Source organism: Ferruginibacter sp., from assembly GCF_028288465.1.
Lineage (GTDB): Bacteria > Bacteroidota > Bacteroidia > Chitinophagales > Chitinophagaceae > Ferruginibacter.
This window is the reverse complement of record NZ_JAQBNR010000015.1, coordinates 389,997-411,723: the sequence shown is the minus strand read 5'-3', so window position 1 is coordinate 411,723 and position 21,727 is coordinate 389,997. Positions and strand designations below refer to the sequence as shown.

The 21,727-nt window shown below is 41.3% G+C and carries 11 protein-coding genes; 5 read left to right on the top strand and 6 right to left on the bottom strand.

Annotated elements, in window-relative coordinates; translation table 11 throughout:
- Window positions 1-43: 43 nt before the first annotated feature.
- From JWR61_RS06750 to JWR61_RS06730, 5 genes are all read right to left on the bottom strand, one after another.
- A complete protein-coding gene (locus JWR61_RS06750; protein ID WP_301927075.1) occupies window positions 44-1,585 on the bottom strand; it encodes a D-arabinono-1,4-lactone oxidase in 1,542 nt (513 codons plus the stop codon).
- Between the two features lie 50 nt (window positions 1,586-1,635).
- Entirely contained in the window at window positions 1,636-3,168 is a 1,533-nt protein-coding gene (locus tag JWR61_RS06745; protein WP_301927074.1) for a D-arabinono-1,4-lactone oxidase, read from the bottom strand.
- 361 nt (window positions 3,169-3,529) lie between these two features.
- Complete coding sequence (locus JWR61_RS06740; protein WP_301927073.1) at window positions 3,530-5,941, bottom strand: sugar-binding domain-containing protein; 2,412 nt, start codon at window positions 5,939-5,941, stop codon at window positions 3,530-3,532.
- Between the two features lie 643 nt (window positions 5,942-6,584).
- Complete coding sequence (locus JWR61_RS06735; RefSeq protein ID WP_290336503.1) at window positions 6,585-6,731, bottom strand: hypothetical protein; 147 nt, start codon at window positions 6,729-6,731, stop codon at window positions 6,585-6,587.
- Between the two features lie 1,589 nt (window positions 6,732-8,320).
- Window positions 8,321-9,781: an ATP-binding protein gene (locus JWR61_RS06730; protein WP_301927072.1), complete on the bottom strand. Its 1,461-nt coding sequence runs from the start codon at window positions 9,779-9,781 to the stop codon at window positions 8,321-8,323.
- A gap of 1,133 nt (window positions 9,782-10,914) precedes the next feature.
- On the opposite strand from JWR61_RS06730, the gene JWR61_RS06725 reads away from it, so the two are divergent.
- The 3 genes from JWR61_RS06725 to JWR61_RS06715 are packed head-to-tail and all read left to right on the top strand — an operon-like array spanning window position 10,915 to window position 15,927.
- Window positions 10,915-13,653 carry a PAS domain-containing protein gene (locus JWR61_RS06725; protein WP_301927071.1) on the top strand — a complete coding sequence of 913 codons (2,739 nt, stop codon included), beginning with the start codon at window positions 10,915-10,917 and terminating at the stop codon, window positions 13,651-13,653.
- Window positions 13,654-13,679: 26 nt separating this feature from the next.
- Window positions 13,680-14,123, top strand: coding sequence for a response regulator (locus tag JWR61_RS06720; protein WP_301927070.1), 444 nt, complete (start codon window positions 13,680-13,682; stop codon window positions 14,121-14,123).
- Between the two features lie 10 nt (window positions 14,124-14,133).
- Window positions 14,134-15,927 carry a PAS domain S-box protein gene (locus tag JWR61_RS06715; RefSeq protein WP_301927069.1) on the top strand — a complete coding sequence of 598 codons (1,794 nt, stop codon included), beginning with the start codon at window positions 14,134-14,136 and terminating at the stop codon, window positions 15,925-15,927.
- Here JWR61_RS06715 and JWR61_RS06710 read toward each other — a convergent pair.
- The gene (locus JWR61_RS06710; protein ID WP_301927068.1) at window positions 15,924-16,082 is read right to left on the bottom strand and encodes a hypothetical protein; all 159 of its coding nucleotides are present in this window, start codon (window positions 16,080-16,082) and stop codon (window positions 15,924-15,926) included. The two genes, JWR61_RS06715 and JWR61_RS06710, sit on opposite strands and share 4 nt — an antisense overlap.
- A gap of 506 nt (window positions 16,083-16,588) precedes the next feature.
- On the opposite strand from JWR61_RS06710, the gene JWR61_RS06705 reads away from it, so the two are divergent.
- Entirely contained in the window at window positions 16,589-20,437 is a 3,849-nt protein-coding gene (locus JWR61_RS06705; RefSeq protein ID WP_301927067.1) for a PAS domain S-box protein, read from the top strand.
- 427 nt (window positions 20,438-20,864) lie between these two features.
- Window positions 20,865-21,725 carry an STAS domain-containing protein gene (locus tag JWR61_RS06700; RefSeq protein ID WP_301927066.1) on the top strand — a complete coding sequence of 287 codons (861 nt, stop codon included), beginning with the start codon at window positions 20,865-20,867 and terminating at the stop codon, window positions 21,723-21,725.
- The last annotated feature ends 2 nt before the right edge of the window (window positions 21,726-21,727 follow it).

Here is a 21,727-nt window from a genome sequence, read left to right as displayed (position 1 = left end):
ATTGGTTTCCGGGGACTTGTTTTACAGCTACAAATTCACTTAATTAAACGGTAATTCCTAATTGAGTTTTCCAGTAGGTTGTTAAAAACAGGTTATCGGGATCCATTTTCTTACGCAGCGCCATAAAGTTATTCCATTGGGGATATTGTTGTTGCAGGTAAGCGGGGCCCTGGCTGGATGCAGCGGGCGGCAGGTATTTTCCCCAGTGCAAACGAAAAGGAATATTTTTTTGATACAGCAAGTCCCAGAACTGCTGGTAATAATTCAGTGGCTGCACAGGATTGTCTAACCACCACATGATACTTATGCGGACGGAGTTTTGCTGATAGCCGGGGCTCATCCAAAAATTACTTGCCTTCGCTCCCAGCACTTCCACACAATATACCCAGGTAGCGGCAAAGCCACCTTCCTGGTAGTGTTGCTGAAAAGCGCTCATCAGTTCCTGCGTTTTATCTGCGGTTACCCAAATTTCTGTGTAACACATATTAAACAGGTTGTTGCTAAACTCTACCCTGTCCATCGGCAGGCTGCCCAGCCAGTTATCCCAAAATTGTTGCGGTGGATTTTTATCACTGTCACAGGCAAAAAACATATTCAGCATCAGCGGGTACAGGTAGGGCGCCACGGTCTCCGTTATGGTTTCAATAACCGGCTCAGCCGGTGAATTACCCGTGATAGCATGCAGCCACGCCGGCCATGTTGCAATCAGTTTGTACCCTTCTGCCGCAGCGGCCTGCATCGGCAGTGCAGATCCATCAACCGTTTTAAACACGGGTTGGTACGGTTGCGGAGTAAAATGTTGCGGCGTACCCGTGTGCTGGTTGTAGTCGGATGGCTGCATAGTATGTGCCTGCCAGGTAATAACGCGTTGTACGGTAGAGAAAGGCCACCATAGCATGCGGGTGTATTCGGCGCTGCTCATCATTTGTTGCAATGACGGTTTGCCATCGCCCCCGTTGCCTAAAAAATCATACGCACAGTCGGTTATTTTAGTGGTTGACTGGCTGCCAATAATATTGAAAGCCGGAATACATTGCAGCGTAACGGACGTGATAATTCCCAGCAAGCCCATACTGGTTCCAACAGCATAAAACGGATCGCTTAAGTTATCTGATTTAGTAAACGTATGCAGAGTACCGGTGCCATCTATCAAAGTAATGGCCACGATGCATTCATCAAAAGAATGCTGCATGGAAGGCCCTGAGGAACCGGTTGAAATAAAGCCTGCCACGGTTTGATGAATGGCGTCCGGCACATTGGCGATGGCCCATCCATGTTGAGTGAGCTGTTCAAAAAAACTGTTTCCCAATTTGCTTGTTTCAGAAGGATCATAAGGATCAACCCCAAGGTTGCAACCGGCACCTACGGTAACCTGCACAGCAGCATCATTGAACACTACAGTCCGCATCTGATCCAGTTGTATATTGATGTTGTTACCGGCATCTGTTACCACCGCTGCGTTGACAGATTGTGCAGCACCTCTTACCCTTACCTGTAATTTATTTTGTATAGCATATTGAATCAGCGTACTGATGTCATCATTGCTGGCAGGATGATATAACCCTTTTGCGTCTGGAGTAATCATGATAAAAAGCTATTAATATTTCGTTATAATAAAATGGAAGAAAAATATTTTTATTGCACGGGCGCAATACCCAAATGGCCACGCCAGTAGTCGCTTACAAACACCTGGCCGGGATCCATTTGCTCCCGCAAGGCCATCCAGTCATTCCATCTTGGGTAGACAGATTTCAGGTAGGCCACGCCCTGGGGGCTATCACCCCCCGGCAGGTATTTTGCCCAGTGCGGCCGGAAATTATATTGCTGCAGCAGGGCCCAGAACGGTTTATAAAATTCAACCGGGTCGCCGCTGTTATTGGCAAACCAAAAAACGTCAATCCGGATAACGTTGGTTTGATAAGAGGGGCTCATCCAGAAGGGGCTGCTTTTGGTAGCATATATTTCGCAGGAAAATGCGCCGGTATTTTGCGGGCCTTCGCTATAAAAATTCAACAGTGTTGTCATTACTTCATGTGTCTTCCCAATGGGTATCCACAATTCTGTAAACCAAACCGGCATCAGGCGGTCACTCATTTGGTTATCCATCGGTATGCCATTATACCACACATCCTGGAAGGGTTGATTCTCTCCATCCTGAACAAAAAATTTACAAATGAGCGGAAGAATAGCAGGATAAAAAGCCAGGTCCACCATCTCCTTTATTTCCCGGTATTTTGGTGTGTCGCCCATGGCATCCAGTAACCAGTTGGGCCAGGTACCAATGGCCGAAAATACCAGGTCAGCAGCCATCGTTAAAGGTATCGGGCTGCCCGCCACCCAGGGTACTTCCTGGTAAGGAATTATTTTAAAATCAGGTGTGGGCGCCTGTTGCTTCGCCTGCCACACCACCATCTTCGACACATTTCTTTGCGGCCACCACATCAGCCGCACATACTGGGTTTGCTCTAAAAAAGTTTGCAGGGATGGTTTATCACCGCTGCCATTGCCAAACAAATCGATTGGGCATGCGGCTTCTGTAGTGGTGGTTTCTGTACCCACTATATTGAACCGCGGTACACATTTAAAAGTGGCGGAAACAATCACGCCAAACAAGCCGATGGTGGCTACACCGATACCATAAAAAGGATCATCCGGATTATCCGGAACAGGACGGTTGAATGTAACTTTTTCAGCGCCGTTCACGCCGCAATTGACCAGGCTAATGCTCATCAATGCATCGTCAAAAGAAAACTGCGTACTGCCACCTGATGAACCGGTGGATAAAAATCCGGCAACTGTCTGGTGGGTAATACCGCCAAGATCTGGTACCGCCAGCCCGGCCTGATCTAACTGGTACAACAAAGAGTTTTCCAGGGTGGAAATATTCGCGGGGTCAAAAGGGTCTAAACCCAAATGACAACCACCGTCTACCGTAACCAACGCGTTGTCTTTATCAATGTGGACCGTATTCATTTTTGCCAGCAGGATGTACAGGTTTTTATTGGTCGCGGCTTCCGCTTCCAAAGTGTTGATAAGCGGGAAAGAATGTGCGGAACCCCGCAGGCAGATGGTTTTGTTTTGTGCTTTGGCCTGGTTAACGAGCGTGATGACATCGGCCTCGCTTTCGGGCAAATAATAAGTGGCGCTGTTTATGCTGAGTGTGTCCATAAAAAAGATGAGGGATTAGAGTAATGACAGAATTGGTATTCTAAAATAAATAAAATAAAGAAAGGATGCAAACTATATTATCGCCCTTAACGGGAAGGCAGGTTATCACCAACAGCAAAGCGATTGCCGTTAACAGGGCAGCAATACGTTTGTTGGAAGGTGCTGGTATAAACGGCAGTAATCACTTCTGCATCAGCCAATGCAAGGCTGTCCTTTTTCAGGTGTCAACTCAAACACAACGCTTACATCGGCCATCTTTTCCCGTTGTTAATCTCAATCTCCTTTGCATGCTGCATACCAGACAGGTAATTCCATTATCACACAATGTATAATACGAGGGTTAAAAAATACGTCCAATACATCATAGTGTAACAATCAATTCCTCAAACAGCGGGGCAGAGATATTGATATGCACAGGTTTTGAAGGATCAACCGACCTGATATACAACAGCACTTTGCCGTTCCTGCATCTTTGAATATTGTCCTTAAAATTATCCGGAAGTACACTGGATGCGTTTTCGGTGCCCAACAAAACAGCGTTATCTGAAACCTGGAAAAGAAGTTCAGTGTCGGCGAAGGGTACTGTGCGCCCATCTTTGTCTTTGATAGTTACCATTACATGAGCGACTTCTCCTTTTGTTGTAAAACTTTTTTTATCCGCCTCCGCAGCAATATAGGCTGGCTTGCCAACTGTTTCAATAATGGAAGCCGCCTTTTGAATACCCTTATTAAATGCAAGCACTTCTAATTTGCCTGCACTAAAAGGGATGTCCCAGAAAATAATTCCGGTTGCCTTATCGTAGGGCTTTCTATCCCCTATTCTGTTGCCATTTAAAAGCAGTTCAGCCTCTTCGCAATTGGTGTAACAAACCACCCTGATTTTTTCTTCTTCTTTATAATTCCATAGAGCAGGAGCATTCATGGAAGGTTTTTCTTCTGCACGATAAGGATAGGTGCCTGCATATGCAGTGGGTGAGGTTGACCATAACGCTTTTCTGAAATAACCCCTTGGTTTTATATTCCCGGCTAAATCAATTTGACCTGCAGTTGATCCTCTTGAAGGCCAGCTTCCTGCTTCGCCAAGAAAATCATATCCTGTCCATAAAAACTGGCCGAGGATGTAATCATTTTCTGTAACTGCTTTCCATGCTTCTAAACTGGTTCCGTTTTCGCTTCCGTAAAAGATTCTGTCCGGGTACATTGTATGATCTTTTTCATAGCTGCTTTCTGTATAATTATACCCAACCACATCCAGTGCCTTCGGGTAATCCGTTTCGTTCGACATTACCGGTGCGGCCAATGCAGCAGTAGTTGGTCTTGATTGGTCAAACTTTTTTATGATTGATACCAGGTCTTTCGCGATGTATCCCATATTCTCTGCCCCCGGCTGTGAAATGATATGGCCCGCTTTATGTTTCTGGCGAATACCAGCCTGGTTTAAAATAGGATGCGAATAAGGATCCTGCGGATAGTCAATTTCATTCCCGATACTCCACATAATGATAGAAGGATGATTCCTGTCGCGGCATACCATATCACTCAAATCCCGGGCACTCCATTCCTTAAAATAGGTAGAACTGCCCTGCAATCCGGGTTCTCCGTCATTCCACCCGGTAATCCATTTATGTTTGGGATACTCCCATTCATCAAAAGCTTCATCAATCACCAGCAGCCCCAGCTCATCACATAAATCATACAAGTCAGTCGCCTGCGGATTGTGTGACATTCGAATCGCATTGCAACCCATGTCCTTTAAAATACTGAACCGTCTCCGCCAGACCTCTTTGGGCACTGCCGACCCGAGGGCGCCGGCATCGTGATGAATGCATACGCCTTTTAATTTTTCACTGACCCCATTTAAAGCGAAACCTTTGTTGGCATCAAAAGAAATGGTACGCATACCGACCTTTATACTGGTCTTATCAAGGGTATCTTTTCCTGAAAGAAGGGTTGTTGTAAGCGTATACAGATAAGGTGCATCCAATGTCCATAACACCGGGTTCGAAAAATGTAGACCCTGGCTTATTTTATTTTTATCTGTAACCTTTGATTTAGAAATGGTTGATGTTATTTTTTTCCCCGTTGCATCAAACAGTTCCTGCTTTACCACAAGCGGAACAATAGCACCATCCTTGCTATTGGTGTTGATAACATTGGTTTCTATTTGTATACTTGCAGTTGCTCCGGTTTGCTTAGTAGTATAATACACGCCCCACAAATCAATATGTACCGGTTGGGCATACACCATATACACATCGCGATAAATTCCCGACCCGGTGTACCACCTGGAGTCTGCATCTTCACTATGATTCACCCTTACAGCGATTGTATTTTTTGCCCCGAATTTAAGATACGGAGTAAGGTCGTACATAAACGAAATATATCCATTGGGTCTTTTACCCACATTGATTCCATTAATAAAAACTTCGCTGTTGTTATATACACCACCAAAATAAATATACACCTGCTGACCTTTTCGTTCGACCGGCATATCAAAACTTTTTCTGTACCAGGCAATGCCTCCCGGCAAAAAACCCGTACAGCTTGCATTTTTTGTACTGGCAATACCTTCAACACTCCAGTCGTGCGGAAGATCCAGCACCCGCCAGCCTGAATGATCAAGCTGCTCTATTCCACCAAATTGAATATCGCCCAAATGAAAAGACCAGCGGTCATTAAAAAGCACCCGATCTCCAAACCCCTGTGCAAACGTCATTGAAGTAACCTGCAGGAGCAACAACAAAAAAACCAATACATATTTTTTTTGTTTCATTTTTATTCTTTTAACTTATTTGGAAAGATAAATAATACCTGTTTGACAAATACAAAATTATTGTCCTGCACAATTTAGGCTAACTTAAAAAAAATTGATTGCATTTTGGCAATGAAAATTATCAGCAATGAAAAGGAAATAGGGTTGCCAAAAATAGCCCTATTTTTTTCACTAACGTTTTCTGCCAGCTAGCTATACAGACAACAAGAAACAATGACTTTGAAGACAAACCCTTCAAGCCCCATAAATCGTTTGCTGAATTTGTAGAATGGTTTTGACTGTTAGAACATAAATCGCAGATCGACAAAGACGTCGTTATTTTGCCAGATGGGCGTATTGATTTATTTTTTTTCAATCGCCAGCGGCTCCTTTTAATATCATCCTCCCGGGATCTGGAACACAGCGAGGTAAAGCAACAAAGGCTGGCCGGGCGCTGATGTTTCTGCAGTTGATTATTGCCTCAATATGTTGGCAGGGTTTGTTGTTCACGCTTTAAAAAGCAATTCAAATGCTGACCTTGTTGATAACTATACTTTTTTGAGCTATAGTGGCAGAATACTCCAGGAATAAATAACCGCCTTAACCAACTATCAACAAATGCAAATACAAAGCACATGTAATTTGGCAAGTGTTATTAATTGAGTTATTCAATTGAAAAGAACGCCGCAGTAATAAACTGCTGCAAAAAGTAATTCAAAATTACCCAACGTTCCAGGCTATGCGACTGGCATTCTTTTAAAATGTTGTGACAGGCAGGAAGGACGAAATTACGGATTGTTTTTCCTGGCATTTTTTTCGGTTTTAAATATGGACAAACCTAATCCGAAAAATGAACCCGAAACCAAAATTGTCAATATAATTAAATCTAGGTTTTCCATTATTTGCTTTTTTTAGAATTTAAGTAAGCCAATAAGGATATCATGGTTGGTGGCCACAACCCAATAAAAATAGCCCGGTCATGATTGTTCAAAACGATATAATAATACTCTGAGATAAATATTATTACTACAGAAAGAATTAAGATGGCAAATTCAAATTTTAAAAATTTGTTTAGCATGTTGTTGTTTTAAATTTTGGTAAGGTTGAAACTATATATAATCGAGTTAGTACTTTATTGAAAAGGTTTTGCGTACTCCATTACATTTAAACATTCAGATAGTTTAAAAAAAATAAAAATTACCTGCTCCTTTGGTTGGGATAAGCCCCTCAATCCGGTATTCCTGGTTAAGCGAAGCCAGCCATTACCAAAGGGTAACAGGTAGCGGTACTGCCCCGGCTCATGTAACGCAAAACAATGCGGCCTGAATAAAAATTTGATAGTGAGGCCAACGGACGAGGTTGCCTTAACAAGACGTACAACGGCCAGTGGCTAAGGTGCTGCACTTGAAGTACCTCTGTCTGTCCAACATGCATTCCTGGTGCTCCTTTCTCATCACGTTCATCCCCATATCGTTGTGGTTGTATCCAATAAGAAGTAACGTTCAGGCTATGCTGTTTTGCTTAAGAAATAATGGGTTGGATTTAAAAGGTGTAATGCTATTAAACATAACACATTTTAAAAGTAAGCGCTGGACTTCGATAATAGCTGTTTTCCCCATTACAAGACTGCAACTATTGGATTGTATCTGCGGCAACGTCCTGGTAGACTGTTGCACTTACAAAGTAAGTAAATACCAAAATTCCATATTTGGATAGCTTTTTGTGTCTGTACCTGTATCAACAACTAATAGTTTACTAAAAAATTAAAGTATGGAACACGAACAACCATCACACCATCACACCGGGCATAAGCATGAAGCGCTTATTAATCAACTTTTAGCGTGTGCGACAGCATGCGAAATCTGCGGCGCATCATGTCTTGATGAGCCGGATGTAACTCCTATGGCGTATTGCATAGAACTTGACCGGGATTGTGCAGAAATTTGCTCCCTGGCCGCAAGGCTGCTCATCAGGCAAAGCGAATTTTCACATGACTTCTTAGCTTTCTGTGAAAAAATTTGCCGGCACTGTGCCGAAGAGTGCGGAATGCATGAACACGAGCATTGCAAAAAATGCGCTGAAGAATGCCTGAGATGTGCCGAGGCCTGCCACGCACATCATCATGGTACGGTTACATTAAATTAGTCATGAAAGTATGTGCTGTTAATCCAAAGCAGCACATACTTATTTATGGGCTCACCTGGTTCATCCAATTTTTACCCTTTGAATTGCTTATTACAGGCCTTATGGTATCGTTGGTTCATGTCCTCAAAAAACTTGTTTGATATAAAAACCCTGGCAAGAGGTCGTATTGATCAACTTTGGCTTTGCACATCCTGCGCACAGATCCATCGCTTCACGTTAACACCGTTGTAATCCGAAACCAGTTAACCTGCCTGGTTAAACTGTGTTTACATTTTGATCATTAAGTGGCAGCCAGCAATAAAAGGTGGAGCCTTGTCCAATGTTACTGGTATACCATATTTTACCACCGTGTCCCTTTATTATTTCTGAGCAAATGTACAGCCCAATGCCCATGCCGGGGAATGTAGACTGGTCAGCACTTACCCGGTAAAATTGTTCAAAAATCTTATTATCGTCTTTCAATAAAATACCTATACCAAAATCCTTAACAGACAACTGAACTCCATCATTTTCCAGTGTGGTGTTAATAACGATTCTATCAGCCTGGGGTGAGTATTTTACAGCATTTGATACCAGGTTCGTCAGCACCTGGCACAATTTATCTTTATCTGCAAAAATGATCGCTGTGTTATCGAAATTAGTTTCTATTACATGCGTAGAAGTCGTCATCTGCAAGTCATCAACAACGTCCTTTACTAGTGCGTTGAAGTCAGTGAAGATTTTGTTATATAATAATTTACCGTTTTTCGTTTCATTAAAGTCAAGCAGGCGTTTCACAAGTCCAGTCAGGCTATTCACATGTGTTTCCATCCTTTTTATTAAATGCAACGTTTCTTTATCACCTTTTAACTGAAGCATGTTCTCTGCCATCTGTCCATAACCTTTTATAGTTGTCAGCGGTGTATTCAGTTCATGACTTACCATTGTAAGGAGGTTGTCTTTTTGCAACTCTAATTCTTTTTGTTCAGTAATGTCCTGTACCAGGGACATGATTGTTTTTACATTTTGTTCCTCATCTTTTAACACTGAGTTAAACCATTCGCACCATATAACCCTCCCCCCTTTGGTAATATTTCTTATCTGAAATGTGTTTCTTACAATGTTACTGCTAAGCATCTGGTCAAACAATGCATTTACCTTGCTTAAGTCTTTACTGTAAACCAGGCTGAATCTTTCTTCCTGCCCTGCAATAAATTCCTGCTCACTCCAGCCAAAAATTTCTTCAGCCCTTGTTGACCATCTTTTTGCAAAACCCCTGTTATCCCATTCAATAAATCCAAGAGGTGTATTTTCAATATGAAAAAACAATCTTTCCTGTAAAGCCTGTTGCTCTTTTTCTAAATGATGCTTATTAATTGAATTGATAATGGCTGAAGGCAGCCGTTGCAAACGATCCTTGATGATGTAGTCATGAGCCCCTTGTTTCATAACATTTACGGCGAACTCATCTGACATTGCTGAAGTAATCAAAATAAAGGGAACCGTAATGCCCATTTGTTTTACCATGCTGAGTGCCTGGTGGGAATCAAATGAACCAAGGGAATGATCCGAAAGAATAATATCCTGAGTAAAATTTTGCAGCGCCAGCTCAAACTTTAATTTGTTGTCAACAACAATTATCTCTGCCCCCATTTCCGCTTTCTTTAATTCTCTGGCAATCAATTCAGCATCTTCCGGGTTATCCTCCAGGTGAAGGATTTTTATTTTATTAATCATTTATCAGGCTATTATTATATGATTAAATGCACAATCAGCAATCCCCAGCACTTTCAACGGTGTAACCGGTATGCATGCAAATCGTGTGCTCCAATACAAATTAAAACGATTCCGTTGGTCAGTCGATTTCATTTACAAAAAACGTTTGATTTGGAACCCTGCTCCGGACTGCGCATTTTTTTGCAGGCACACGAGCTGCAACAACCAAATATGTTAAGCGTGCGAACAACAATTCAAAGTTTTTATTGTTCGAAAGTCAGTTTACCTTTCTGAATAACTAAAGCTTCACTTAACCTTTGCAAGGTAAAATACGATACGTAACCTGTGCGGCGCTAATTTTTGACATCGTTTAATTTTCGAAATTGCAAATAACAGCAAGCTGAATTTGTGTGAAATCTTTGGATAAATGAATTTTTCTAACCCGGTGGCCGAAGGTCAGTACTAAGTCCTTTTTGAGTCATAATTTGCCCTTTTTACTCAGGTTACGGTATGAATACCAAATCGATCGCATCAAAAGGTACCTTTTAATAGCGGTTATGTAATAAGAAAATTGTTACAAAGTAAAATTAGCACTAGCTTGTAGCACATCTGTTTGCCAATGGCCTTAAATTGTTGTCGGTTAAGCCAATCAAGTTATTTTATTAGATAACCAAAAAAAATAATCAGATAAAATAGTTTGTTTCAATCTGGTTTTTAAGCAATTTTAAATTTCATGGTTAACATTCTATAAAAGTCAATGGGAACTTACTTCTCAGGTTAGCTGTTCACCAGAGTGTATATAGCTATTCTAAGAATTGTCGCTGAATCAACCGCTAAAATAGTGTTCGGAAAATGGGCAATATGGTGTTAAGGCAAATTGCCCGACAACTTCGGTGAGACTATCAGTGACTTCAGTAAAACAGTTTACTGGAAATGTGATTTTTTTTAAGTGCAAAATTCCGCAGTGCTTCACGCGTATTGGCAGCAGTGGATTAATAGCCTTTGCCGATATTTTGCAGGCCTTATGCCAGCGGATAAAAAAGAAATAATACATAATTTAGTTTGTGTTGGTTTTGTTTTGAAATTCCAATTGCAAGTATTCAGCGCAGTGTTGTGTAAAATTTATATCCTCTATTGAAAAGTACTTTATAAGCATGAAACAGATACTCGATTTCTTTACAAACCTTTTTGACAGCAGTGACTGGCCGCCCCGCTGGCACTGCGGTAAGTGGACTGAGTTTCACGGCTGGCTGTATATCATTAGCGACCTGATGATATGGTCTGCTTATTTTGCCCTCCCCATTGTTATCATCAGGTATATCTCCCGAAAAAAAAACATCCGGTTTGCCAGGCTATATTTTTTATTTGCCGCATTTATACTGGCTTGCGGCGCCACCCATTTTTTGGATGCTGTAATATTCTGGATTCCGGTTTATCGCTTAAGTGCACTGGTTCGGTTTATTACCGGGGTTATTAGCTGGCTTACTGTTTTTTACGTGGTAAAGTATTTACCCGTTATATTTTCACTGAGATCTCCATCGGCCCTGGAAGCAGAAATAGAAGAACGTAAAAAAACGGAACTGGCACTTAAGAAAAGCAGAAAGGATTATGAACTGCTGGTAGGGGGTGTAAAAGATTATGCCATTTTTATGCTGGACACCGAAGGCAGGGTGGCCAGCTGGAACAGCGGAGCTGAAAGTATTAAGGGCTATACAGCAGCAGAAATAATCGGGCAACCGATTGATGTGTTTTACACATCCGAACAAGTGCGACAGAATGAGCCCGGGAGAAACCTGCAGTATGCGTTACTAAATGGTAAGTATGAATCTGAAGGATGGCGGGTACGGAAGGATGGTACCCTGTTTTGGGCAGACGTGGTTTTTACCACTTTGTTTGACGAGGATAATCAATTTTATGGATACGCAAAAGTAACGAGGGATATTACCGAACGAAAAAAGACGCAGGATGCTTTAAACAGGTTAAATGAAGAACTGGAAAAACGGGTAACTGAACGAACAGCAGAAATAGAAAAAACAGAAAACAGGTTTCGTGCTTTACTGGAAAATAATCATGACATTATCTCACTCAACAACGACTCATTAAAATTAATTTACCGAAGCCCCTCTTCTTCACGTATTACCGGCTGGACGGATGAGGAAATGGATAGTATCGATGAAACAGGCCATATCCATATCGACGACCGGGAAAAAGTAAGCAGCATTGTTTCTGCAGCACTTAACAACCCTGGCAAACCACAACCTTACCTGTTCCGGTACCTGCATAAAAATGGTCATTATATATGGCTGGAAGGAAGCGTTACCAAACTGTTGCCAGGTAATAATGTGAATGGCCTGGTTTTTAATTCAAAGGAAGTAACGGAAAGAGTTCAGTTGGAGCGCCTGTTAAACAAAGCAAATATGCTTGCAAGAATAGGTGGTTGGGAGATTAATTTGATAAAAGGGACCGTTTACTGGAGTGACATCACCAGGGAAATTCATGAAACGGATTCTGATTATTCGCCCGATCTACAAAATGGAATCAAATTTTATAAAGAAGGGCCTGACCGGGATTTAATTACACAAAAAGTAAAGGAGGCGATTGAATTGGGCAAACCGTGGGACGTAGAGCTTAAGATTATTACTGCAAAAAATAACGAACGCTGGATACGGTCCATTGGTGAAACTGAATTTGCAGATGGAAAATGCGTAAGAGTGTATGGCAGTTTCCAGGATATTGACGGACGCAAAAAGACAGAAATAGAGAGAGGAAGATTGAACGAACGATTGCACCTGGCAACACAGAGCGCACAATTAGGACTATGGGATTGGGATATAAAAAATAACAAGCTTACATGGGATGAAGCAATGTACAGGCTGTATAATCTCACCGAAAATGAATTTACATCGGTTTATGACGGGTGGACTTCAAGAGTGCATGCCGAAGACAGGCAACGGGTTGACAACGATATACAACTTGCCCTTGCAAATAAAAAAGATTATAACCCTGAATTCAGAATTGTATGGCCTGATACATCTGTTCATTATATAAACGCCTCGGGAATTATTGAAAGAGATATTGATGGAAATGCGATACGAATGACTGGTTTTAACTGGGATGTTACTGAGCGAAAAAATACGGAAGAAAAAATAAAGAACCTGAACATTGAACTGGAAGAAAAAGTAATCATCCGTACAGAACAATTAAGAAAAACAAACGAAGAACTGGAGGCATTTTCTTATTCCGTTTCACACGACCTGCGGGCACCTTTGCGTGCCATTATTGGTTTTACCAGTATACTGGAAGAAGATTACAGCAGCAACCTGGATGATGAAGCCCGCCGTATCACAAGCGTTATAAAAAACAATACCACCAAAATGGGAATATTGATTGATGACCTGCTTAGTTTTTCACGGCTTGGCCGGCAGCAAATTGTAAAAACCAAACTGCATACCGGTCAGTTGGTAAAAGAAATTATTGCAGACATCGGCACAAAGAACAGTAGCAGGCCAATCAACTGGGTAGTTGAACCACTGCCCGATGCTGCTGCAGATGCAACTACCATCAGGCAGGTTTGGGTTAACCTGCTGTCTAACGCTATAAAATATTCTTACAAACAGCAGCAGCCCGTCATAGAGGTAGGAACAGCAGCCGGTGTTAATGAGACCATCTTTTATGTAAAGGATAATGGGGTTGGCTTTGATGAAAAATACAGCGATAAATTATTTAAGGTTTTTCAGCGGCTGCACAGTGCTGCCGATTTTGAAGGCACGGGTGTGGGCCTGGCCATTGTACAAAGAATAATAGACAAACATGGAGGCAAGGTATGGGCGGAAGGAAAGCCCGGAGAAGGAGCCTGTTTTTATTTTTCGCTGCCCACCATAGAAAGGAATTGAATTTTTAAGAAAACAAACTTCACTGTATGAATCAAAACGCTATTGTAGATATTCTTTTAATTGAAGACAACATGAATGATGCTGAACTTACCATCAGGCAGTTAAAAAAGTATAACCTGGCTAATAATCTGGTACACGTTACTGATGGGGAAGAAGCATTGGATTTTATTTTTTGTACCGGTAATTATACGGGCCGTACTATTGACAAATTACCAAAACTGATATTGCTTGATATACAAATGCCTAAAATAAATGGGCAGGAGGTATTGCTAAAAGTAAAATCAGATCCACGTACCAGGGTGATTCCTGTGGTAATGCTTACCTCTTCAAAGGAAGATCCGGACATAAAAAAATGCTATGCATTGGGGGCCAACAGTTATATAGTTAAGCCTGTAAACTTCGAAGGTTTTGCAGAAGCTATTAAAAACCTGGGATTTTACTGGCTTTTATTAAATCAACCACCCGTTTAAAAAATGTACCATGAAAACGAACCTAAAAGTATTAATGCTGGAAGACAATCCCGATGATGCAGAAATTATTCAGCGGTTGTTGAAAAAAGAAAAAATAGATTGTGAGTTTTGCCTCGCTATGGATAAAGCTAAGTTTTTGCAGGCACTCGATGACTTTAGTCCCGAAGTTATCCTGTCAGATCATTCTATTCCTCAGTTTAACTCATCAGACGCACTGAAGATTGCAAGGGAAAAATTACCGGGCATACCTTTTATAATGGTTACCGGGGCTGTTTCGGAAGAATTTGCTGCGGGCATCATCAAACAGGGAGCAGATGATTATATTTTAAAAGACCGGATGACCAGGCTGCCTGCTGCTATCAGAACAGCGTTATTTCAAAAAAGAGCAACGAAAGAAATAACGGATTATAAATATGCCCTGGATAAATCAGCGATTGTTGCAATTACCGATAAAAAGGGAATGATTTTATATGCAAATGAAAACTTTTGCCGGATTTCAAAATACAACGCAGAAGAGTTGATCGGCCAGGATCACCGCATCATTAACTCCGGCTTCCATCCTGCGACTTATATTAAAGATTTATGGGCACATATTAGTAAGGGCAAAAGTTGGACCGGGGAATTTTGCAACAAGGCAAAAGATGACAGCATCTACTGGGTAGATACCCACATTGTTCCTTTTTTAAATGACAGGGCGCACCCCTATCAATACCTTGCCATCACGCAGGATATAACCAACAGAAAAAAAGCAGAAGAAGCATTACGGCTAAGTGAAATAAGATTAATCGAGGCCCAGGCAATAGCCCATATTGCCAATTGGGAAATTGACCTTATTCAAAATATACATACATGGTCTGACGAATTGTACAGGATATTCGATTTGCACAAATTTGAAGTGCAACCTTCTACCGAAATTTTGTTATCCTTTATGCGTTCTGACAATGGTGGTGAAGCAAAAATGTTAACAGAGGCATTGCAACGTTTTACCGATGGCAAAATTGATTTCCGGTTTAAATTACAAAATGGCAAAAAAAGATATGGGCATATTGAGTGGAGGTTCGACTTTGATACCCGGGGTAAACCATACCGGGTATTTGGCATATTACAGGATATCACCGAACGCAAACAGGCAGAAGAAAGTGTAAAGTTGCTGGAAAATAAAATACTGAATCAAAGAACACAGGAACAAAAGAAAATTGTTCGGGCAGTTTTAAAAGGCCAGGAAAAAGAGCGGAATTTTATTGCCCGCGAACTGCATGATAATGTAAACCAAATATTGGCGGGTTGTAAATTGTACCTGGGCAGTGCTGGTAAAAAAGATGATGGAATAAAAGAGTTGATAAAATACCCCATGCAGCTGATAGATCTTTCCATCGAAGAAATACGCCAGCTTTGCCAGCAATTAGTTTCCCCGCAGAAGGGTATAGATTTTAAGGAACAGATACAGGATGTGCTTTACAAGCTGGGCCAAAATACAGGCATACTTACCAGTTTCACCTATGCCGTGGAACAGGACCTTATACCACATGAGTTGCAACTTAATATCTACCGGATAATACAGGAGCTCTTAAACAATGCCAGTAAATATTCGGACGCTAAAAGCATTCACGTAAGCATTACGGCAACGGGCGGGTTTATTTCAATAACGGTTGCCGATGATGGAAAAGGGTTCAATAAAAAAATTAAGAGACAAGGTATTGGCATTTCAAATATCATTTACAGGGCAGAATGCTTCAGTGGAAAGGTATCAATTAACAGCAGCCCGGGCAAAGGTTGCAGAGTTCATATCAAGATGCCGTATTAAAAATTTGTATACGGATCCCGTGCATTGTTATCATACCATTTACCCGTATCTCCCTTGGTTCGCCGGTTACTGGCCTCCACTCTTCGATCCTGCAATAGCGCCCTGCAGCCCTCCTCAAAATGAATGATTGTACAATCATAAATGAAGGTCACCATGCTCATTATGTTGTTACCCTGAATTCATTGATCAGCATTTATGAAGTGTTTTTTTACACCCTTATCACCCAGAATTGTAGTCGCTGGCAAATCCGAAAAACTAAAAAGAGAATTCACACTGCAGCGGTGCTGCCCTTACCACCTGATTAATTTTTCTCTCCTCTTCATTTGTCTCCGGTTAACAAACGAGGAATAAAGCCCTGCCCCGCATGGGGCGACAATTGCCCAAAGCCAGCCATCTGCATTTTGATTTACGGCAATGATGGCAGGCAGGAATTATCCTTCCCCTGAGCTCCTGGTGGCAGGTACCCGCTGACTTGTCTCATGCATTGTATGTGTCACTCTGTGCATGCTGACAGTTAGCTGCCTTTTGCCGCTAAAGCGTACCGGTTGTTTTGTGCGATGGGATGGTCAATTTAAGCGGCCGGCATCCCTGTTTATTTGTTGGCATTGTTATAGCCCACGGTGTATAGCTTTTTACATAAAAAGGCTAATATTTACAGCAAATGGAACCCTCCGATTTTAAAGCATTTTTTGAGCAGTCTTCAGAGTTGATGATAGTAATTGACACAGCCTTTAATATTGTAGCAGCATCCAATGCTTATTTAAACAATACTGCTACAACCAGGGAAAATATAACCGGGCAGAATTTTTTCAGTGTGTTTCCTGATAATCCCGCTGATATAACTACCAATGGAGTGAGTAGCATTTTTTCTTCTTTACAACGGGTAATACACAATAAAACAACAGATAGCACAGATGTTATAAAATATGATATTCCCAAACCTGCATCACAGGGCGGTGGTTTTATAGTTAAATATTGGAGCCTCAATCATTCGCCTGTCTTTAATGAGTTAATGGAAGTAAAATACATTGTTCAGCATGTAGTGGATGTTACACAAAGAGAAGCATTGGCTGCAGAACTGGCAATCAAAACCAATGCATTGAAACATTTGGAAGAAAGTGAAAAGCGCTATAACATGATGCTGATGAAATCGCAATTTGCGTTCGCAGTGTTAAAAGGTAAAGACAAGATTATCGTACTCGCTAACGACCGGGTAAAAAAAATATGGGGAAAGGGAATGGATATAGAAGGAAAATCGTTGCTGGAAATTATGCCTGAATTACAGGATACGCCCTTTCCTGCTTTGCTTGATGAAGTGCTTACAACTGGTATTACCTATCATGGTAAGGAAGTACAATTCCCGAAAGATGTGCTCGGACAATTAAAAGACGAGTATTTCAATTTTGTTTTTCAGCCTTATCTTGAAGCTGATGACACCATTTCGGGCATTACCATCATGGGACAGGAAGTGACGCCCCAGGTAATGATCAGTAAAAAACTGCAGGAAAGCGAAGATCGTTTCCACTCGCTGGCAGATTGCATTCCCCTGATTGCTTTTACCATTGAGCCAAACGCAGAAGCCACGATCAGTTTCTGGAATAAAACCTGGCTTGATTATACCGGTCAAACACCTGAAGCAGCAATGGCCTGCGGCTGGTACGGTATCATACATCCCGACGATATGCCTGGCATGCTGGAGTCTTACACTGATGCTTTTGAAAAACGGGACCCCTATTTTTTGCCTGCTATAAGGATGAAACGGTTTGATGGCGAATACAGGTGGCACATGGTTAAAAGTAATCCACGGTACCTGCCCGGTGGAGCATTCATGGGGTACATCGGTGTTGGTTTTGATATTCACGAAAGCAAACTTTCGGTGGATGCGTTGCAACAGAGTGAAGAACGATTCCGGTTGCTGGTAACACAAGCCCCGGTGGCTATCATGATTTTAAAGGGTGCCGATTACAAAGTGGAAATTGCCAATAACTTTTATTTAGCGCTGGTTGACCAGCCTCCTGGCTTTATTGGTAAACCGATTTTTGATTCCTTGCCCGAATTAAAAACCCAGGGTATCCTGGAACTGCTTGATAGCGTAATGCAAACAGGCATTCCTTTTCATGGTAATGAACTGGAAGTTAATATGCAGCGGGATCAAAAAAAACACCAGGGATTTTACAATTTTGTTTATCAGCCAATCATTGAAACAAATGGATTGATCACAGGAATTACTGTAGTTGCTACTGAAGTTACCGGCCTTGTTGTGGCCCGCAAAAAAATGGAAGTACAACCTCAGCTGTTTGAAGATATGCTGATGACATCCCCGGGGTTTGTTGCAACTTTGAGGGGACCGGATCATGTGTATGAGTTGGTAAACAAACAATACCAAGGGCTTTTTGGTAAACGTGCAATTAAGGGTATGCCTATTTTGGTAGCTTTGCCCGAGCTTCAAGGCCAGGGCTTTGATAGACTGCTCGATAAAGTGTACAATACAGGTGAACCCTATGTAGGCATCGACATCCCTATTATGCTTGCCCGTGATGAAAATTTATCCCCTGAACTACGCTATTTTAATTTCAGCTATCAACCTATGTATGATGAGCATAAAGCAATTTATTCCATTTTGGTTTTTGGGTACGAAGTAACTGAGGAGATGATAGCAAAAAAACGAATTGAAGAAAGCGAATTGCATTTCAGGCAAATGGCGGATTTGATGCCGGCAAAAATAACCAATGCCAGCCCTGCCGGCGCAGTAACCTATTATAATAAGAACTGGCTTGATTATACAGGAATGAGTTTTATGGAACTTGAAAATTTCGGGTACCAAAACATTATACATCCTGAAGATCTCGAAGAATTTAAAGACCGCTTTAAAACAGCCACAGATACCGGCACCGTTTTAAATATGGAGATGCGGGTTTTAAATAAAGAAGGTGAATATAAATGGCATTTAAACCTGGCCTCGCCGGTTAAAGAAGAAAATGGCAACATAAAAATGTGGGTGGGCAGTACGACTGATATACACGAACAAAAAACCGCATCCGAAAAAATTAAAGAAAGCGAAGAACGCTTCCGTTTACTTGTACTACAGGCTCCGGTAGCGATTTGCATATTGCGGGGAGAAAGATATATAATAGAAACAGTTAACCGGCAAATGCTATACATGTGGGGCCGCAACATGGCAGACGTTATTAATAAATGCACCTTTGATGTATTGCCGGAATTTAAAAACCAGGGGGTAAAAGAATTACTGGATACAGTTTATACCACGGGTGAAAGTATTGTAGTCCAGGAACTTCCCCTTAAGATTGCCCGCAATGGCCAGATTGAAGATGTGTTTGTAAAGTTTGTATACGAACCATTGCGGAATGCAGCAGGAACCATAACGGGTGTGATGGCTTTGGCGCATGAAATTACTGATCAGGTAGTGGCAAGAAAGAAAATCGAAGAAAGCGAAATAAAATTCCGGCTGCTTACCAATGCTATGCCTCAAAAAATATCCACTGCCGGTGCAGATGGCAGCATGACTTTTTTTAATCAGCGTTGGATGAACATTACCGGGTTGACTTTTGAAGAATTAAAGGGTGAGGGATGGTTAAAAGCCGTTCATCCAGACGATGCTGAACTATGCAGAACCAACTGGAAACAATCTGTTGGCTCGGGAGATGTTTTTGAAATGGAATACAGAATACAAAATAAGGAAGGTAAGTATAAGTGGTATTTAAGTCGTGCTGTACCTGTAAAAAATGCTGATGGAAAGACCGATATGTGGGTAGGCAGCAATACAGACATTCAGCAGATAAAACAGGAAGAGGAACGAAAAGGTAACTTTATTAAGATGGTGAGCCACGAATTGAAGACGCCGGTTACAGCCATTAAAGGATACATCCAGCTATCATTGATGATGCTGGAGGATGAAAATACAAATCGGGATAGGGGTAAGTTAAAAACTTCATTAGTGCGTATCGACAGACAAATAGAAAGATTAACAAGGCTCATTTCCGAAATGCTGGACCTGTCGAGAATTGAAGAACATAAACTTACATTGCAAAAGTCAATCTTCAGTTTGAATGAACTGGTTGCTGAAACGGTGGCCGACTTTTATTTTACCGATTTGAAACAGTCGATCATAATTTATGACGATGATAAATGTTCCGTAAACTGCGACAGGGATAAGATAGCCCAGGTTTTAATTAACTTCGTTTCCAATGCAGTTAAATATTCGCCGGCGGATGGCATTATTGAGATACGCATCTTTCAAACAAAAGCCAATCACGTTTCAGTGAGTGTGAAAGATAATGGAATTGGTATTGACGTTGACGAACACCAAAATATTTTTGAAAGATTTTATCGTGTGGGCGGAGTAAGTGAACAAACCTACCCGGGCTTTGGAATAGGCTTGTTTATTGCAAATTCCATTATGGAAAGCCACCAGGGTTTTATAACAGTTGAAAGTAAAAAAGGAAAAGGAGCCACTTTTACATTTGCATTAAACGGATGTAACAACTTGTGATTACAGTATAATAATCCCCTTATTGCAAATTCAACGGTCACCCATTTGTTGGAAATGAAGTCTTGAATTTTTAATCAAAGTGTAAATGAAAATTGTAGTACTATAATTTGAAAGTTAATTTCCGGCGCTGCAGCCTCCGTCGGTGCAAGCGTTGACCAATAGCAAGATGTGCTATCCGGAACAGGGAACTCAACTATTTTAAAACGGAAAACGCAGACAATAATTATTGACCATTACGCAGACCCAATAATGGATTGACAAAGTAGCATTGGTAAGATATACCCTGAGCAACCTGCTTTCAGAGCCTGCCCTTCTAATGCCGGGGAGATGTTGTTAACCGTTAAATAATATCCCGAAAAAAGTATAAAAAAAGATAACAGAAAAGATATAATTTCATGCAAATTACAAACTAAAGAAAAATAAAATTATGGCGTCACCTATAGGTCAACTGCTACAGAAAAAAAGTAAAACAGTGTTGGAGTCCTGGATCAATATCCAGCTTCAGGATGATGGTTTAAAGGAAGAACTCCTCTCCAACCAGGAAATAAGAAAGCAATCAGAAGAATTTTTACAGTCCGTCATTTCCATTTTAAAAAAGGAGGATTCACAAAACACAGAATCTCCGGAGTTTGAAAAGGCGGCCGAAATATTAACCGAGATTACCACTTCCCGGGCTATGCAAGGGTATACACCACGTGAAACAGGCGTATTTGTTTTCAGTTTAAAAGAGGCTTTTTTGAGCGTGCTGGAAAAAGAATTTAAAGACGGCCTGGTGCCATATGCTGATTCGCAAAAAATAAATAAACTGATAGACGCCCTGGCCATATTAACCTTTGAAACTTTTATCAGCAGCAGGGAGGAAGTTATTTTACGCCAGACCAGTGAAATTTCTGAAATTTCCACGCCGGTAATAAGGGTGTGGGATGGAATTTTAGCCCTGCCGATCATCGGCACGTTGGATAGTGCACGCACACAGGTAGTGATGGAAAATTTACTGATGAAAATTGTAGAAACAGAAAGCACAATTGCTATATTGGATATATCAGGTGTGCCGGCAGTTGATTCACTGGTAGCCCAGCATTTAATTAAAACAGTGAGTGCAACCAGGTTGATGGGTGCAGAGTGCATCATTAGTGGAATACGTCCCGAAATAGCGCAAACCATTGTACACCTTGGAATAGATTTAGCTAATATCAACACAAAAGCCTCGCTGGCCCATGCACTGCGCAGTGCATTTATGATGCTGAAACTGGAAGTAAGAAAAACTGCAGAAAAGCCTAAATTTTAATA

Excerpts from the sequence above, each read along its gene's own strand:
- JWR61_RS06750 (WP_301927075.1), bottom strand. The coding sequence starts at position 1,585 with ATGATTACTCCAGACGCAAAAGGGTTATATCATCCTGCCAGCAATGAT.
- JWR61_RS06745 (WP_301927074.1), bottom strand. The coding sequence starts at position 3,168 with ATGGACACACTCAGCATAAACAGCGCCACTTATTATTTGCCCGAAAGC.
- JWR61_RS06740 (WP_301927073.1), bottom strand. The coding sequence starts at position 5,941 with ATGAAACAAAAAAAATATGTATTGGTTTTTTTGTTGTTGCTCCTGCAG.
- JWR61_RS06735 (WP_290336503.1), bottom strand. The coding sequence starts at position 6,731 with ATGCCAGGAAAAACAATCCGTAATTTCGTCCTTCCTGCCTGTCACAAC.
- JWR61_RS06730 (WP_301927072.1), bottom strand. The coding sequence starts at position 9,781 with ATGATTAATAAAATAAAAATCCTTCACCTGGAGGATAACCCGGAAGAT.
- JWR61_RS06725 (WP_301927071.1), top strand. The coding sequence starts at position 10,915 with ATGAAACAGATACTCGATTTCTTTACAAACCTTTTTGACAGCAGTGAC.
- JWR61_RS06720 (WP_301927070.1), top strand. The coding sequence starts at position 13,680 with ATGAATCAAAACGCTATTGTAGATATTCTTTTAATTGAAGACAACATG.
- JWR61_RS06715 (WP_301927069.1), top strand. The coding sequence starts at position 14,134 with ATGAAAACGAACCTAAAAGTATTAATGCTGGAAGACAATCCCGATGAT.
- JWR61_RS06710 (WP_301927068.1), bottom strand. The coding sequence starts at position 16,082 with ATGGTGACCTTCATTTATGATTGTACAATCATTCATTTTGAGGAGGGC.
- JWR61_RS06705 (WP_301927067.1), top strand. The coding sequence starts at position 16,589 with ATGGAACCCTCCGATTTTAAAGCATTTTTTGAGCAGTCTTCAGAGTTG.
- JWR61_RS06700 (WP_301927066.1), top strand. The coding sequence starts at position 20,865 with ATGGCGTCACCTATAGGTCAACTGCTACAGAAAAAAAGTAAAACAGTG.